Origin of the sequence: Marinoscillum pacificum, assembly GCF_024714495.1 — a bacterium.
Classification (GTDB): domain Bacteria; phylum Bacteroidota; class Bacteroidia; order Cytophagales; family Cyclobacteriaceae; genus Marinoscillum; species Marinoscillum pacificum.
Genome location: NZ_JAMZMJ010000009.1, coordinates 92,672 through 108,452, shown reverse-complemented (window position 1 = coordinate 108,452; position 15,781 = coordinate 92,672). Strand labels below are relative to the sequence as shown.

The 15,781-nt window shown below is 39.0% G+C and carries 16 protein-coding genes; 3 read left to right on the top strand and 13 right to left on the bottom strand.

Annotation, left to right across the window (positions count from 1 at the left end; translation table 11 throughout):
- Nucleotides 1-180 precede the first annotated feature (180 nt).
- Nucleotides 181-381, top strand: a complete 201-nt coding sequence (locus NXS00_RS18670; protein ID WP_258100779.1) for an ABC transporter permease family protein — start codon at nt 181-183, stop codon at nt 379-381.
- Here the strand turns inward: NXS00_RS18670 and NXS00_RS18665 are convergent, their stop codons facing one another.
- From NXS00_RS18665 to rpsT, 11 genes are all read right to left on the bottom strand, one after another.
- The gene (locus NXS00_RS18665; RefSeq protein WP_258100778.1) at nt 382-1,128 is read right to left on the bottom strand and encodes an MBL fold metallo-hydrolase; all 747 of its coding nucleotides are present in this window, start codon (nt 1,126-1,128) and stop codon (nt 382-384) included.
- A 47-nt stretch (nt 1,129-1,175) separates the two neighbouring features.
- Nucleotides 1,176-1,634: a hypothetical protein gene (locus tag NXS00_RS18660; protein WP_258100777.1), complete on the bottom strand. Its 459-nt coding sequence runs from the start codon at nt 1,632-1,634 to the stop codon at nt 1,176-1,178.
- A gap of 91 nt (nt 1,635-1,725) precedes the next feature.
- A complete protein-coding gene (locus tag NXS00_RS18655) occupies nt 1,726-3,606 on the bottom strand; it encodes a DUF3858 domain-containing protein (protein ID WP_258100776.1) in 1,881 nt (626 codons plus the stop codon).
- The gene (locus NXS00_RS18650; protein ID WP_258100775.1) at nt 3,603-5,594 is read right to left on the bottom strand and encodes a DUF3858 domain-containing protein; all 1,992 of its coding nucleotides are present in this window, start codon (nt 5,592-5,594) and stop codon (nt 3,603-3,605) included. The genes NXS00_RS18655 and NXS00_RS18650 overlap by 4 nt, the downstream gene beginning before the upstream one ends.
- Nucleotides 5,595-5,688: 94 nt before the next feature.
- Nucleotides 5,689-7,248, bottom strand: a complete 1,560-nt coding sequence (rny, locus tag NXS00_RS18645) for a ribonuclease Y (RefSeq protein WP_258100774.1) — start codon at nt 7,246-7,248, stop codon at nt 5,689-5,691.
- A gap of 71 nt (nt 7,249-7,319) precedes the next feature.
- Nucleotides 7,320-7,604, bottom strand: a complete 285-nt coding sequence (locus NXS00_RS18640; protein WP_258100773.1) for a cell division protein ZapA — start codon at nt 7,602-7,604, stop codon at nt 7,320-7,322.
- Between the two features lie 9 nt (nt 7,605-7,613).
- The gene (locus tag NXS00_RS18635) at nt 7,614-7,913 is read right to left on the bottom strand and encodes a DUF3450 domain-containing protein (RefSeq protein ID WP_258100772.1); all 300 of its coding nucleotides are present in this window, start codon (nt 7,911-7,913) and stop codon (nt 7,614-7,616) included.
- Nucleotides 7,913-10,321 (bottom strand): phenylalanine--tRNA ligase subunit beta, encoded by a 2,409-nt coding sequence (gene pheT, locus NXS00_RS18630; protein ID WP_258100771.1) that lies wholly within the window; start codon nt 10,319-10,321, stop codon nt 7,913-7,915. Before pheT ends, NXS00_RS18635 begins: the two co-directional genes overlap by 1 nt.
- A gap of 195 nt (nt 10,322-10,516) precedes the next feature.
- Nucleotides 10,517-11,128 (bottom strand): DUF1684 domain-containing protein, encoded by a 612-nt coding sequence (locus NXS00_RS18625; RefSeq protein ID WP_258100770.1) that lies wholly within the window; start codon nt 11,126-11,128, stop codon nt 10,517-10,519.
- A 79-nt stretch (nt 11,129-11,207) separates the two neighbouring features.
- A complete protein-coding gene (gene radC / locus NXS00_RS18620) occupies nt 11,208-11,909 on the bottom strand; it encodes a RadC family protein (RefSeq protein WP_258100769.1) in 702 nt (233 codons plus the stop codon).
- 85 nt (nt 11,910-11,994) lie between these two features.
- The gene (gene rpsT / locus NXS00_RS18615) at nt 11,995-12,246 is read right to left on the bottom strand and encodes a 30S ribosomal protein S20 (protein ID WP_258100768.1); all 252 of its coding nucleotides are present in this window, start codon (nt 12,244-12,246) and stop codon (nt 11,995-11,997) included.
- Nucleotides 12,247-12,485: 239 nt separating this feature from the next.
- Between rpsT and NXS00_RS18610 the strand changes: the two genes are divergently transcribed.
- On the top strand, nt 12,486-13,331 hold the full coding sequence (locus NXS00_RS18610) for a zinc dependent phospholipase C family protein (RefSeq protein WP_308709453.1): 846 nt from the start codon (nt 12,486-12,488) through the stop codon (nt 13,329-13,331).
- A gap of 200 nt (nt 13,332-13,531) precedes the next feature.
- Nucleotides 13,532-14,002 carry a hypothetical protein gene (locus NXS00_RS18605; protein ID WP_258100766.1) on the top strand — a complete coding sequence of 157 codons (471 nt, stop codon included), beginning with the start codon at nt 13,532-13,534 and terminating at the stop codon, nt 14,000-14,002.
- Between the two features lie 84 nt (nt 14,003-14,086).
- Here NXS00_RS18605 and tsf read toward each other — a convergent pair whose 3' ends face one another.
- Nucleotides 14,087-14,917, bottom strand: coding sequence for a translation elongation factor Ts (gene tsf / locus NXS00_RS18600; RefSeq protein WP_258100765.1), 831 nt, complete (start codon nt 14,915-14,917; stop codon nt 14,087-14,089).
- A gap of 102 nt (nt 14,918-15,019) precedes the next feature.
- Entirely contained in the window at nt 15,020-15,778 is a 759-nt protein-coding gene (rpsB, locus tag NXS00_RS18595) for a 30S ribosomal protein S2 (RefSeq protein ID WP_258100764.1), read from the bottom strand.
- Between the last annotated feature and the right edge of the window lie 3 nt (nt 15,779-15,781).

Below are 15,781 nucleotides of genomic sequence, written 5' to 3'. Positions count from 1 at the left end.
TGAAGTAAACGTCATCTCAATAGTGACTATTTGATTGTTGGAAAGTCCATCGTTTTTTCGGCATATTGTAGAAGTGAGAGTACAGGACCGTTGTCTGATTTGAGTAAGTGCTGTATGTAGAGCTTGTAGGAGAGAAAGGGTCTGTATTTCAAGAAAAGATAGGAATTGGTCATGATTGGCGTGGCGATTATCATAGCTGCTCCAATGAGTTTCTTTGTCAATCGTCTGTGGATTGATAATATCCCGAACCAGGTGAGTTTTGGGTGGGGAACGGTATTGTTGGGCACGGCCATGATGCTAATACTAGCTGCAGTAACAATTCTCTCTCAAGTATTTAAAGTATCCAGAACCAATCCAGTGGAGTCACTCCAATATGAGTGATCATTCTGGATACCAATTCTTTAATCTTACTTCAATGGAGGCATCGCCTTCATTGACTATTTTTTTGAATTGCTCTACGTCACTCAATCCTCCTTGTCCTCTGTAATGGTATGAATAGACAATGGCTGGCTTAAATGCCAGTACACCACTCGCTGCCTGATCAATATCCATGGTGTAAGGTAAGTTCATGCATACAAAAGCCACATCGATACCTTCTAACGCACGCATTTCCTCAATGTCCTCGGTATCACCGGATAAGTACACTTTCTTGCCACCAAGGTTAAGGATGTATCCATTACCGCGGCCTTTAGGATGTCTGGAGTCATCAGTTTCTGGAAGGTTATACATAGGTATCGCTGAGATGGAAATATCATTGACTTTTATCGCTTCTCCATTAGCTAATGTAAATAAGTTCTTGTGATATGCTTCCGGTAATTGATCTTTCACAGCTTGCGGAACTACAAACTTTGCATTGGAGGTATTGATAGCTTCCAATGTCTTCACATTTAGGTGATCTCCATGAATATCCGTGATCAGAATCATTGTAGGATCTTTTTGTCCTTCATACTTCTCGGCCCCAAATGGATCGACATAAATCACTTCACCATTCCACTCCAGGATAACTGATCCATGTCCGATTGGCTGAATCTTGATATCAGTATGTTTTGCTGGAATCATGTCTGGCTCGATTTGGGCTGATACTGACAGGATAGATACTAGGGATAAAAGGGTGAGTATGGTTTTCATAGTTGTTGGTTTTGAATGTTAAACTCATTTTATGATTGAAAGTTTGATTACTCAATCAAATCATCCGGATCGACATCATATGGCCCAACTCCTGGAGGATTGAATAGTCCCCAATTGTCAATCACGTAATCCCACTGATCGAAACCAGCTACCCAGTCTATGAATAGCAGCCGAAATTCTTCGATTTGGTCTCTGACTAGTTGATAATAGGAGGACTCTTTAAATCCGAAAGCTTCCAGTGAGTGGTTGTGGAGCATTAAGTCTTTGGCGGATTTTCTGATAATAGCTGCAGCTTCCATTTTGAGATCGTATAGCCCACCCGCTTCGGCTCCGGCTATTTTTGCGCTCAGCATTCCAGCGTCAGCGAGCATAAATTGTTTGATATTCATCAAGCGCTCATTGTCCTCAGGGATGAGATCCGCTATTTGATGAACCAGATCATAAATTTCAAGAGCCTTTTGGTAAATCGGCAGCTTTTCATGCTTTCTAAAATCTTCTTCTTCCATGAGATGGATATTTTGATGGGACAATAATAAAATAAATAAGCCCTACTCAGGAAACCGAGTAGGGCTTAAGATTACATTAATAATTTTGGTGTTATGTCTTATCTACCATCACTATTTTCTGACGATCACTTTTCTGCACACTTCTTATAAAGTCTCTAAACTCGCCATACTCTTCTGTTGTGTAAATACCTTCATTGATTTTAAACTCTCGAATTAGTTGTATTCCATCAGCAGAAGGATTCACTTTCAAACTAAATGATCCAAATTTATTCGAAATGGCTGCCTCCTTAGGTAGGTTTTCAGGTGCATACTTCGCTGGAAGTTTTATTAAAGTCGTATCGAGTTGTGTATAGGCATATTTGATTTCCAGATCCAGTTCACGTTCTTTACTTTTCATATCCATCCATTTGATATTGGTAAATGTGAATGGATTATGAAATAGGCGATTCGCATTGTTAGAAGCAAAGTGCTCAATAGTGGCTTCTAAAACCATTGTGCCTTTTGGGACAGGATCCAAGCTAGGTTTAGTTAATTCAAGTTTAGAGAGCTTTGTTGATCCCCAACTATGGTAATCGTAGAACCATTTTTTTTGATCATCTTCTGATTTTAATACAGCACCTGAGAACTTATCATTTCCTATTTCGAGTCCGTAATATGATCTGCTCAAATTAACACTTGCGGTACCTTCTTCATTAATTTCAACTACGGTTGATGTGCTTTGAATATTTTCTTCAGAGGTATAGGATTTGGTGTGAATTAATTTTCCACCATCTTCAGTAATCATCAATGCATTGCGATCACTCGTGAAAGTCCCTAAGTAACCAAAAGGGTTCGTTTGTGAAGTGCATTCTAGCCAAATAGTGTCTTTTTGCATTGGCACTGTTACAATAGCGTGATTGAAATAGCTGGCTGGGAAGTCTTCAAATGGTTGTCTTTTGGAGTAACCTGCATTAATCAATGTATAGTAAGATTTAATTCCAACAGCTTCTAGCAGAGATCTGGTGTAAAATGAAAGTGCTTTACAATCCCCATATTTTTTCTCATGAACAAATTGAGATTCAAAAGGCTTCCACCCACCTATGCCTAATTGAATGCTGACGTAGCGCGTATTGGCTTGCACATATTCATAAACGATTCTAATTTTATCCAAATCAGAAGCATCTTGAGGTATCTTGCCTTTCAAATCCCTGAGGTCCTCTTCAGATAAGTTATTTAGCCCTAGCATTAGTTTGTTTTGCCACTCACCAAAGCCTTTCCAGGTGGACATGTTTCCTTCATATCCATCCATCATAAACTGGTTGGGTGCAGTATAAACTACAGGAAGAAAATTGTAATACTGCGGAGCATAAGATTCACTTTCAATTGCTTTTAAATTTGATACTTCCCAAACCAAAGTATTGTCTGCTTGCTGTATTGGGGCTTTAACACCAAAGCTCTTGTACCGATAATTGTCTCTGCTGCTAGTAATACTCAAAGTTGATGATAAGAGGCTTTGGTTTTCTGCCGATAATGGTATCCAGGTAGGGTAGAATAGAGAACCTATATGAGCCAGTTCATACTTCACTTCCAATACATAAGGAGTTGCGAATTTTGGTTCAAGATATTTTGATCGATTATCAGAAGCCAGGCTTCCTCCCTTTTGACTATAGTCTTCGAAATCTTTCAGTTTGTAGCTTTCAAGTTCTTCTCCCTCTAAGTTCGTAACGACAACAGATGCATCCGTTATGGAGGTAAACTGGTCATATCCTATTTGTATACTTGTGCGATCATCTGTATCATCATTGACAATGATGACTTTATATTCCTGTGATTCTTTAGAATTAGCAATATCGATGATCTCAAATTTAGTGTGATCATACAGTATGATTTCATTTGCGTTTTTCTGAAGGGAATCAGGGATGTTGTTCAGAATTCCTTGTGAAAAGCTTTTTGAAAATGAAATTAGGCAAAATATTAAAATGCTCAATCTCATGGCCCAACAGGTTTAAGTACAATCATCTCGGTGTTTTTCTTCACCATTAAGTCATAAAATTGCTTTAGAGCTGGATATTCCTGAGTAGTAAACATGGTTTGATTCAGGTTGTATCTGGAAAGCAAACTGATCTTATTTCCAACTTGATTAACGCTATAGGTGAATCTACCACCATTATTTGGTAGGGCTATAATGGTTGATTCTGGAAGTTCAGCTGTATACCCTTCTGGAATGTTTATTTGAACAATAACAGAACGCGAAATTGGATATGAAAAATCTACTAAAGATTGTCTTACTTCTCTTTTAAATGGATTTGATTGTATGAGTCCTATGTTCATAGGCTGGATATACATGATATCTTCCATATCAGTATCTTTTGTGGCATTAAAAGCCACAACAACCTGGTCAATATCAGATTCATACTTAAATTCATCTACCTCTGAATCTGTAAAATATGTTTCGAAGGCTTCTATATATTTGGATTCATTTTCTTCATCATAGTCTTCAATTTCATCCAATGCAGCGTGGCCAGTAAATTTCATTTGATGATTTTTGATTAATTCATCATCTTCAATAGTTATAGAAATCATAGTTGAAATTCCATGTTCAGCCCCTTGCTTTAAGTCAACCCATTTACCACCGTTTTCTGTAGCCATCCATCCATTGCCATTAAGACACCTTACGGGAAGGGTTCCAAAAGGGTAATCAGATGTAGCATCTAGTAAGACTACTTTATCTGACAGTTGAACGGATGCTATTACATAATTAAAATCTTCTGTGTTTGGGTAAATAGGATGAGGGACGCCGTGTCCTCGTGTACTCAAGATGACAGGATGGGCTTCAATTCCAGCTTCTCTAAGCATAGCTATCAATGTGAGATTAATGGCTCCTACATTGCCTGTGGCATCATTGTATGCTTTTCTTCCGGCATCAGAACTGGTGAACCCATTGACATCATTCCATGTGAAATGATTTTGGACATGAGAATATATTGAATGTGCTAGAGAGTCACCACTTGAATAAAAGGACGCTATAATGTCCTTTGAAAACCCTCCTTTGTTAAGTACATGGCCAAATGAGTCCCAACCCATGATGTTTTTAGTGTATTCATCATAATTGCCAGCAATTTTTTTAAGTGTAGAACCAGGCATTTGATAAGACATCAACTGATATTCCAATCTAGCGGGAATATCTGGTTTGTTATTCATAAATGGTTCATTCTCAATTTTTGGAGTGTTTCTGGCAATGTGAGACATTTTAGTACTAATTGAATTCAAACTGCTCGTTCCTTTTCTAGTTTGTCCAAGTGCTCCTTGAGATTCCCATGAATAAGTAAATGACTCATCCATTTTTGATTCTTTAATTTCTAAGGGTATATAGGTGCCTACTTGATTGCTGGAGTAGTTAAACCATTCAGGAATTATTGTTTCAAATTCAGAATAGTAAATTGGTAAGTAGGATTGGAAGTGCCAAGTATAGAGGTTGCTGATATAATCAGATGTAATGGTGTATTTGTATTCAAGAACTGATCCGTCGTTTACATCCGGCATGGCAAAACTTACTTCCGTTCTATAGTCACTTATTCTAGTCCTATACTCTTCAGCGTTTGTGAGTTTGCTTTTCTCTACTTTGCCTTGTACCAGGTTGTAAGTAAATCCTTTTAAACTTGAGACACTTTCGTCATCAGAACTATTTTCAGGATCATATAGAACGATTGAGATATTAGCAACGTCTTTATCAAGTTTGTTGAAAACTTTGATTCTTTTGGTAATGTCTATCCTGTATTGCCATCGACTTTTGGAGTCATTATAGATGAAACGCAAGTATCCCGTTTGACTAAGGATCATGGAATTGGCGTCTGAATCGAAGGAACATTCTTTTAACTCTAATTCTTCCTTTGAGACTTTTCCAAATCTCGCATCAAATTGAGCAAATAGATTGAAAGCAACCATAAGAAATATGGAAGCAAGGGTCAGCTTGTTAATCATTTGGTTAGTTAAGTTAAGTCGCTATAAATAAAAAGAAGTTCTGCGAAATACAGAACTTCTTTTAAAGGTTTTTTATAACGAATTCAGTTACATCTTACTTCGCGAAAGCCACGGCTCTTGTCTCTCGAATAACGGTAACTTTTATTTGTCCAGGGTATTGCATGTCCTTCTCAATCTTCTGAGAGATACCGAACGACAGCTCTCCAGCTTTTTGATCGGTTACATTTTCTGCGTCTACCATCACACGAAGTTCACGACCAGCCTGAATAGCATAGCACTTGTTTACTCCTTCAAAGCTAAGCGCTACACTTTCTAGCTCTTTCAGACGCTTCAAGTACTGCTCCATGATTTCACGACGAGCTCCAGGTCTACTACCTGAGATTGCATCACATGCCTGCACAATCGGAGAGATCATTGAAGTCATCTCTATTTCGTCGTGGTGGGCTCCAATGGCATTGCATACCTCTGCATTCTCTTTGTATTTTTGAGCAAGCTCCATACCGATGATAGCGTGAGGTTTCTCTGGCTCATCCGGCCATACCTTACCAATATCGTGTAGCAATCCAGCTCTCTTAGCCAGCTTAGGATTCAATCCAAGCTCAGATGCCAAAGTAGAACACAGCTTAGCTACTTCTCTTGAGTGCTGTAACAAGTTTTGTCCGTAAGAAGAACGGAATCGCATTCTGCCCACCAACTTGATCAGTTCAGGGTGCAAGCCATGGATTCCAAGATCGATGACAGTTCTTTCACCAATCTCCACAATCTCCTCTTCAATGTTTTTAGTCGTCTTAGCTACGATCTCTTCAATTCTAGCTGGGTGGATTCTACCATCCTGAACTAGACGGTGAAGTGATAGCCTTGCGATTTCTCTTCTTACTGGATCAAATCCAGAAATAATGATCGCTTCTGGCGTATCATCCACGATGATTTCTACTCCAGTAGATGCTTCCAGAGCTCTGATGTTTCTTCCTTCACGACCGATGATCTTTCCTTTGATATCATCACTTTCAATGTTGAAAATAGAGACACAGTTTTCTATGGCGTGCTCAGTAGCAGTTCTCTGGATTGTTTGAAGCACAATCTTCTTAGCCTCCTTAGTGGCAGTCATATTGGCCTCTTCCATAATCTGCTTGATATGAGCAGACGCATCGGTTCTAGCCTCATCTTTAAGAGTTTCTACTAATTGAGCTTTAGCTTCTTCCGCAGAAAGGTTGGATGCTTTTTCCAGGATGGTTACTTCCTGAGCTTTTAGCTTCTCAAATTCCTCCTTGCGCTTTTTCACGATCTCCAATTGAGCAGTTAGGTTCTCTTTTTGAGATTCTAGTTCTGCTTCAGATCGTTTATTTTGCTCTATCTGTTTGGATAGGTTTGCTTCGCGCTGTTTAAGCTTATTCTCGTTAGAGATGATTTGGTTCTTCTTGCGGTTAGACTCTTCGTCAAACTCCTGCTTCATTTTGAAGAACTTCTCTTTTGCCTCGAGAATTCGGTCTTTTTTAATGCTTTCGCCTGTTACTTCAGCTTCTTTCAGGATGAGCTTCTTCTGCTCCTCTGCTTCCTGCAGCTTTTTATCGACTGACCTTTTCAGGAGCACTCGATCAACCGCAAAACCGACAGCAATACCAGCTATTGCGATGACTATATATATAATATCCATTGGTGTTGTGTATATGTATATTTAACATACACGGTACCAGGCTAGGATTTGGTAGGCTATTAATGAGCTATTTAAATAGCACCAGATATCAATTGGCTAATGTTTCGTATTTGATCGAGAGCTATTTCATCCTTAGAATCCGTAGTTTCCTCTTTTTTCATTTTCTCCACCAGGCAATCGAAGGCAACCATAGCTAGAAGATCCTGATTGTCATCAATTCCAAACTGGTCTCTGTATGCTTTGATCTTCTCATTGAGCATTTTACCAGCTTTTCTGATGCCTTCTTCGTCTTCCGCTTTCACCTTCATGGGGTACTCCCGGTTTGCTAATTTTAGCTTTATTGATAATTCTGTCATTTCGGTTTGTTAAGCTTCACCCAAATGAGCAATGCATTTATTTATCTCCTTAATATAGCCGTCAATCACATCCTTCAACTCTTCCGAATCGTTTTCGCCGACTACCATGCTTTCTACAATTTTACTAATTTTCGATTGATTTTGAAAGCTCGAGATTTTCGACTGTTGATCGTTAATCTGTGCTTTTAAATGCTGATTTTCCGTCTGGCATTTGTCAAAATCTGTTTTGAGCTGGGCATAGTCACTAAGAAGAAGTTTTACTTTTCTTTCAAGATTGTTCAATTCCGCTCTTAGTGTCTCGTTTTTCATTACTTTCTGATGATTGCCCCTACCTCATTTTCAAATGTTCTGATCAAGCCATTCATTACTTTATCAATGACTTTGTCAGTAAGCGTCTTGGTAGTATCCTGAAGATAGAAGCTGAGCGCGTAGGACTTTTTGCCCGCTTCCAGTTTGTCTCCTTCATACACACTAAAGACATTTATTCTAGTTAATAATTTTTTCTCAGACTTAAAAGCTAAATCACGAATCTCATTGTAACTCACGTGTTTATCTAACACAAGAGACAAATCTCTTCGTACTTCAGGGTACTTGGAGATTTCTGAGAACTGTGATTCAAGTCTTGTCGCCTTCAATAAGTCCTTCCAAAGGAATTCTGCATAGAATACCTCTTGCTTGATATCAAAATACTTAGCGATCTTCGATTTTAACTTACCTAACTTCCCAACGACTTTATTGTTGAATTTGATGTGCAAGCCATAATCAAATAGCTCATCATCAGCTGCTGGTTCTGTTGTGTAATTTTCAATTCTCAAGTGATGCAATACTGCAAATCCAGCTCTTGAAAGATCATAGAAGTCCCTGGGTTTTGATTCAGCCAGCCATGATTCTTCATGCTTGTTGCCAGTTAGGTACAATCCTAGGATTTCATCTTCCTGGTATTTCTCATTTTTCAAATGATACACTTTGCCAAACTCGAAGAATGACAAATTACTCATTCTACGGTTGATATTGTGTCTCACAGATTCAAGTGCTGTGTAAACTGGGCTGGTTTTCATGTAGCCTAGTTCTTCACTTGATTTGTTTAATATCTCAATTGGTTCACCACCTAATTTCAAGTCCTGATAGTACTTTGGATTGGTCAGAGAGTTTGTTTGAATCTCAGACATTCCTGTTCCTGACAAGAATAGTGATAAGCTTTCTTGTACTTTATAAGGCTCTTTTTCATCAAAAGAAGCTAGATAGCCAGCAGAGAATGACTCCTCCAATGGAATATTATTGAACCCATAGATTCGAAGCACTTCTTCCACTAAGTCAGCCTCACGTGTTACCTCACTTCTGTAAGGAGGTACAGTTGCTGTGAAAGTGCTGTCAGTAATATTGGAAGTTTCAATATCTAGATTGTTCAGAATCTCGATGATTCGCTCATTTGGTATTTCTATACCGATTAATCGATGAAAATTAGCAAATGATGTTTCAATTTGGACGGGCTCTATTTTAGTCGGATATAAATCCGTGTATTCGGACGCCAAATATCCTCCAGCGATCTCCAAAATTAAATCAATCGCCATATGGAGGGCAGGAATAGTCATTTCAGGATCTGTTCCTCGCTCATATCTGAATGACGCATCTGTCGATAGCGTATGTCTCATCGCTGTAGCACGGACTGAGTCTGCTGAGAAATAAGCACTTTCCAGGAATACACTAGTTGTTCCGTCTTTGATGCCTGAGTTGATTCCTCCAAAAACACCAGCAATGCACATTCCTTCAGCTTCATCACAGATCATTAGATCATCATGATGAAGTGTTCTTTCTTCTTCGTCGAGCGTAGTGAACTTAGTGCCAGCAGGTAAATTCTTTACGATGACTTTTCCTCCTTTGATTTGATCAGCATCAAATGCGTGCATTGGCTGACCAAGGCTCATCATCACGTAGTTGGTGATATCTACAATATTATTGATAGGAGAGAGGCCAATTGCTCTCAGTCTCCACTGTAACCAATCAGGAGATGGACCCACTTTTATACCACGAATAGTGGCTCCAGAATATCTTGGACAAGAAGCAGTGTTTTCTACCACTACTTCAATTGGATTATCAATTTTAGCTTCTTTAGCTTGTGCTGCAGGAAGTTTCATAGCTCTCTTGTAGAAAGCTTTTAGATCTCTTGCTACACCTAAGTGTCCGGTAGCATCTCCTCTGTTTGGAGTTAATCCAATTTCGAATACACTGTCAGTTCCTGTTTCGAAAAGATCTTTGACAGGTGTTCCAATTGCTAGGTTATTATCCAGGATCAACAGTCCAGCGTGGCTTTGTCCTAGGCCAATTTCGTCTTCAGCACAAAGCATCCCTTCAGAAGCTTCACCTCGGATTTTTGCTTTTTTAATTTGGAATGGATCACCTTCAGTTGGGTAGATCATTGTTCCAACTGGCGCTACAATTACCTTTTGTCCTAGAGCAACATTTGGAGCACCACAAACAATTGGTAATAATTCTCCAATACCGGCATCAACTTTCGTCAATTTCAGCTTATCTGCATTCGGGTGAGGTACACATTCTTTGATCTCACCTACTACCAGATTAGCTAACCCGCCTTTGATTTTCTCTACATGTTCTATTCCTTCCATTTCAAGACCAGTCTGCGTTAGTGCATCACCAATCTCTTCAGGGGACTCATTAATATCTATATAATCCTTCAGCCAATTGTAGGAAATCTTCATCCTGCTTCTCCGTCGTTATTTATATTCTAATTATGCTTTTGCTCGTATTCTATTGTTGGTTACAATCTCGCTACCCAACTCCCAAATTCTCAACAAGTTCTACGCTTTGCGAGCAATCGACAAAAATAGGGAAGTGAGGGCGAATCACCGTTGTAAATCGGTGCAAAAATTGTGTTAAGATTTTAATGACTGTAATTAATACTTAAATGCCTTTTCGCCAGCCTCTATTTTGAGCGGTAAAACGTTCTCTGCAGGCGGTAAAGGGCATGAATATTCGGATACATAGGCGCAGTACGGATTGTAAGCCAGGTTAAAATCAATCTCTATATTGTCGGATTTTCCAATTTCTAAATCCAGGTAACGTCCGCCTCCATAAGTCAGCGAGCCACTGGTTTCATCCGCAAACGCAGTGAAATAGGTGTTGGGTAATGCTCCAAATCCAGCTGGTTTAAGTATAAGTAGTTTAAACGGTTGGTCATCTATCTTAAAATTGGCATAAGCGAACTTGCTGTAGGTGGTGGTAGTGCCATCACTGTTTTGAACAGCCATTCTTACTGGTGAACTGATTCGTTCCAGATTTGCTCGTACTTTATATTTAGGATCTATTTCGAAGTAGCTAACTGGTTGATATTTCTTGTCAAACTGTTGGAAAGGTGATTGCTCAGATGATTTTAGAAAGCGAACTCTTTCGGCTCTTACATCAGCCACTTTTTCTCTATAAGCTTGATTGTTATCACTTCCGCCAAGAGAGTAGTAAATAATGACGAATAATATGATGATTCCGGCTAAATAGGCAATTTTCTTCATGCGCTAAATCTTTACAGGTTGTTGCTGCTAAATTAAGCGATATGCCTTTTGCAGGAGGTGATGTTTTATAGTTTCTGGCTTAAATCATCGATTGGTCAGAGAAACTATAGTATCCATGATCGGTGAAAATGATGTGATCATAAATGGGGATTTCTAGCAATTCACCACTGGTTTTTAATTTTTTGGTGAGTTGAATGTCGGCTTGACTGGGCTTTAAGTTGCCAGAAGGGTGATTGTGGACTAAAATCATTCCACTTGCCAGGTTGTCCAGCGCTTTCTTAAAAATGATTTTGGGGTCTACGATTGTTCCTGATACTCCGCCAAAACTGACCTGCTCTTTTCGGATGACCTGATTGTTTCTTTTAAGAAGAATGATCCAGAATTCTTCATGTGGTAAATCAGTAAGCTCTGGCTTTAGAAGTTGATAGGCATCATCTGAACAGGTAATGCGTGGCTGCTTCACGGGTTCAGCATCTTTTCTCCTTCTGCCTAGTTCTAAAGCACTGACGATGGATATGGCCTTTGCTTCTCCAATGCCTTTGAATTTACAAAGATCCTTGACACTCATTTTAGCGAGTGTATGCAGATCATTGTTTACTGAGTTAAGAATTTGCTTCGCAAGATCTACGGCACTTAATGTTTTGGTGCCGGAGCCTAAAAGTATGCCGATCAGCTCTGCGTCAGAAAGACTGGATTTACCTTTTAATAGAAGCTTCTCTCTAGGACGATCTTCTTCAGCCCACTGAGTGATAGAAAGGTAAGAATTTGATGCTTTTTCCATTATCGGTCAATCATTAGAAGATTGAAGATAACAAAAAACCCTACTTGACGCATCAAGTAGGGTACGTATATCTTAATAACGAGTCTTAAAGTGCGTTAACTTTCTTAGTTAAGCTAGACTTAAGGTTTGAAGCTTTGTTAGAATGGATGATATTCTTCTTAGCAAGTTTATCAACCATACCAGTTACTTGTTTCAACAATTCTTGCGCCTCAGTCTTGTCTGTAGTCTCTCTCAATCTCTTGATGAAAGTACGTGCAGTCTTATGCTGATAACGATTTCTAAGTTTCTTCGCCTCGTTAGATCTTATTCTCTTTAATGCGGATTTATGATTTGCCATAAGCTTTTTATTCTCCTATCCTTGATTAAGGGATGCAAAGATAAAGTAATTGATAAATAAAACAAACACTTGAAAGAAACTCTCTGATAAAATTAAAGGAAAAAATCAGTATTTTGGGACTTATGAAGAAAACTGTGTCTATCCTCTTGGTAATGACTGTGTTTACGGTGTGCTCCGGATGGGGTTTTTATGCCCATGAGCGCATTAATCGGATGGCTGTTTTTACCCTCCCACCGGAAATGATTAAGTTCTATAAACAGAATATTCAATTTCTTGAGGAAAAGGCTGTCAATCCAGACAAGCGTAGATACATCATGAAAGAAGAAGCTGCTCGTCATTATATCGATTTAGATGTTTACGGAGATAGTGCGCTATATAAGATGCCAAGAAATTGGAGGGATGCGGTGGAGATGTATACGGAAGATACGCTCCAGGCGTATGGTATAGTTCCATGGCACATCAATTTAATGAAGTATCAGCTGACACAGGCAATGTTAAGTAGAGACATTGATCGCATCTTAAAGTACTCTGCAGATATAGGGCATTATATAGGTGATGCGAATGTACCACTTCATACTACGGAGAATTACAATGGCCAACTTTCCAATCAGTATGGTATTCATGGTTTTTGGGAGTCCAGATTGCCGGAGTTGTTTTTTGAGGACTATGACTTATTTGTGGGCAAAGCCGAATATATAGACAATACGCAGCAAGAAGCCTGGAAAGCGGTTGAGTATGCGCATTTGGCTCTGGATTCGGTTTTGCAATTTGAGAAAGAACTGAGTGCAAAGTTTAGTCAGGATAAGAAATATAGTTTTGAAGAACGCGGAGCTATGACTGTACGGGTGTATTCTTATGAGTTTTCAGAAGAATATCATGAGATGCTCAATGGGATGGTGGAGCGTCACATGCGCAGAGCTATCAAGATGGTGGGTGACTTTTGGTTTACCGCCTGGGTAGATGCTGGACAACCCGATTTGAATGAACTTTTAAGTTTCTCACCCGCAGAGGAACAATTGAATACAAACGAACAACCAGATAATATTAGGAATCACGAGAGTGGTGAGTCGGTTGGGAGTAAGTGAACTGTCTTTTTAGCATTCTTTCAAATTACCTTGAAATAATTCAAAATAGTTAAAAACAGGGGTCTGTTTAGGCTTGAATTTAGCGTTTGGTGATAAAATCTAAGAGGTAGGTCAATATAATTGGACTTTTCGTCGATGATGTTAGGATATTTTTATTTATTCTCTTTAGATTTAATAATAATCTCAAAATAATCACCATCATGAAACCTAATTTTGTTAAACTTGTAATGGCTGCATTTTTGTTTGGTGTGGCATCGTTTTGTAATGCTCAAGTACTAGCTGAGGATGATATTGGGTTTGAGATTTTAAAATGGCATTTCCATCATTATCCCCAAAGCGTGAGTAAACAGTGGCAAAAGCTTGGAGATCAAGCGATACAGGCAGAGTTTACTTTTAATGAGAAAGAATACAAAACTATTTACTTGTCAGACGGTATTCGCTTGAGCGAAGAAGTAGATATGACTAGAGAGGTTCCGTTATCGATTGAATACTACCTCGATGAGAAATATGACAAGTACAAAGTTCAATACTTTAAAAAGATAAGCGTTTTTAAAGACGAACAGATTTACTACTCAATGTCCGTGAAGACGAAAGATAAAGGGGAGGAGACGCTGAGTTTTGATGAGCACTTAATACCAGTGGATTTTGCACTGATAAGTTCGATCGACTAGATCAATAAAATAACCCCTCAAAAATGATGAAAGCCCAGACGATATCGTCTGGGCTTTGTTTTTTATTCTGAATTCGGATGTTGATTATCCGATAGAGACTCTCTTGAATTCAGTTACTGTAAGACCTTTGCTTACTGTATCCAGGTACTGCTGAATTGAAAGCGAGTTGTCTTTTACGAATTGCTGGCTAAGCAACGTGTTCTCTTTGAAGAACTTTTGAAGTTTACCTTGAGCGATTTTGTCAATGATGTTCTCAGGCTTACCTTCTTGTCTTGCTTGCTCTTTTCCGATTTCGATTTCTTTCTCGATAACAGTTGGATCTACACCGTCTTTGTCAACAGCAACTGGGTTCATAGCTGCAATTTGCATAGCTACGTCTTTACCAGCGTCCTCTACAGAAGCACCGTTTACGTTTTTCAATACTACCATCACGCCTAATTTACCATTAGAGTGGATGTAAGGAACTACTGCTTCGCCTTCCATAGTTTCGAAAGCACTGATTTCGATTTTCTCACCGATTTTACCAGTAGTTTCTGTGATTTTCTCACCTAGAGTGATGTCTCCAGCGCTAAGAGCTAAAAGCGCATCAACGTCAGCAGGAGAATTTTCGAATGCTAGATCAGCAGCTTTGTTAGCTAGACCTACGAAATCTTCGTTTTTAGCAACAAAGTCAGTCTCACAAGTAAGAGCGATAACCAAACCTTTAGTGTTGTCAGCGTTAGTTCTTGTAACAACTACACCTTCAGTGGTTTCTCTGTCAGCTCTACTAGCAGAAACTTTCTGTCCTTTTTTTCTTAGAAGCTCAATTGCTTTTTCGAAATCACCATCTGCCTCAACCAATGCCTTTTTACAGTCCATCATACCAGCACCGGTCATTTGTCTAAGTTTGTTTACGTCTTTTGCAGTAATAGCCATTATTTTATCTTTTAATTTTTAGCAATGCTTATAACAAAAATTGAACATCATCAGAGACAATGTTCAATTTTCACATTATTATTTCATGAAGTAAGGCTGAGATTAAGCGTTTTGCTCGTCAGCTTTTCTTTTTTCTTCTTCTTCTTCCTGAAGCTTAGCGTCTTCTTTGTCTTTCTTACGCTCTGCTAGACCTTCTTCGATTGCTTTCGCAATGTAGCTAGTGATCAAGTTGATAGATTTCCAAGCATCATCGTTACCAGGGATTGGATAATCAACCTGAGTAGGGTCAGAGTTAGTATCTACCAATGCAAATACAGGAATGTTCAATTTCTGAGCTTCAGCAATAGCAATGTGCTCTCTTTTGATGTCGATCACGAAAAGTGCTGCTGGAAGTCTGTTTAGGTCAGCAATACCGCCCAATACTCTTTCTAGCTTTTCTTTTTCACGGCTGATCATCAAACGCTCTCTTTTCGCAAGGTTCGTGTAAGATTCATCTTTCATCATCTTATCGATACCAGCCATTTTCTTCAATGACTTACGAATAGTAGTGAAGTTTGTCAACATACCACCTAACCATCTTTCAGTTACGTAAGGCATGTTTAGCTTCTGAGCAGCAGTTTCTACTACTTCTTTAGCTTGCTTCTTAGTTGCAACGAACATTACTTTTCGGCCTGATCTCACGACAGACTGAATAGCGTGTGCTGCATCATCCAATGAAGTAAGCGTCTTATTTAGATCTATGATGTGGATGCCATTCTTCTCCATGAAGATGTATGGTGCCATCTGTGGATTCCACTTACGAGTAAGGTGACCAAAGTGTACACCAGCATCCAATAAGTCTTTGTATTCTAGTTTTTCCATTAT

Excerpts from the sequence above, each read along its gene's own strand:
- NXS00_RS18665 (WP_258100778.1), bottom strand. The coding sequence starts at position 1,128 with ATGAAAACCATACTCACCCTTTTATCCCTAGTATCTATCCTGTCAGTA.
- NXS00_RS18660 (WP_258100777.1), bottom strand. The coding sequence starts at position 1,634 with ATGGAAGAAGAAGATTTTAGAAAGCATGAAAAGCTGCCGATTTACCAA.
- NXS00_RS18655 (WP_258100776.1), bottom strand. The coding sequence starts at position 3,606 with ATGAGATTGAGCATTTTAATATTTTGCCTAATTTCATTTTCAAAAAGC.
- NXS00_RS18650 (WP_258100775.1), bottom strand. The coding sequence starts at position 5,594 with ATGATTAACAAGCTGACCCTTGCTTCCATATTTCTTATGGTTGCTTTC.
- rny (WP_258100774.1), bottom strand. The coding sequence starts at position 7,248 with ATGGATATTATATATATAGTCATCGCAATAGCTGGTATTGCTGTCGGT.
- NXS00_RS18640 (WP_258100773.1), bottom strand. The coding sequence starts at position 7,604 with ATGACAGAATTATCAATAAAGCTAAAATTAGCAAACCGGGAGTACCCC.
- NXS00_RS18635 (WP_258100772.1), bottom strand. The coding sequence starts at position 7,913 with ATGAAAAACGAGACACTAAGAGCGGAATTGAACAATCTTGAAAGAAAA.
- pheT (WP_258100771.1), bottom strand. The coding sequence starts at position 10,321 with ATGAAGATTTCCTACAATTGGCTGAAGGATTATATAGATATTAATGAG.
- NXS00_RS18625 (WP_258100770.1), bottom strand. The coding sequence starts at position 11,128 with ATGAAGAAAATTGCCTATTTAGCCGGAATCATCATATTATTCGTCATT.
- radC (WP_258100769.1), bottom strand. The coding sequence starts at position 11,909 with ATGGAAAAAGCATCAAATTCTTACCTTTCTATCACTCAGTGGGCTGAA.
- rpsT (WP_258100768.1), bottom strand. The coding sequence starts at position 12,246 with ATGGCAAATCATAAATCCGCATTAAAGAGAATAAGATCTAACGAGGCG.
- NXS00_RS18610 (WP_308709453.1), top strand. The coding sequence starts at position 12,486 with ATGATTAAGTTCTATAAACAGAATATTCAATTTCTTGAGGAAAAGGCT.
- NXS00_RS18605 (WP_258100766.1), top strand. The coding sequence starts at position 13,532 with ATGAAACCTAATTTTGTTAAACTTGTAATGGCTGCATTTTTGTTTGGT.
- tsf (WP_258100765.1), bottom strand. The coding sequence starts at position 14,917 with ATGGCTATTACTGCAAAAGACGTAAACAAACTTAGACAAATGACCGGT.
- rpsB (WP_258100764.1), bottom strand. The coding sequence starts at position 15,778 with ATGGAAAAACTAGAATACAAAGACTTATTGGATGCTGGTGTACACTTT.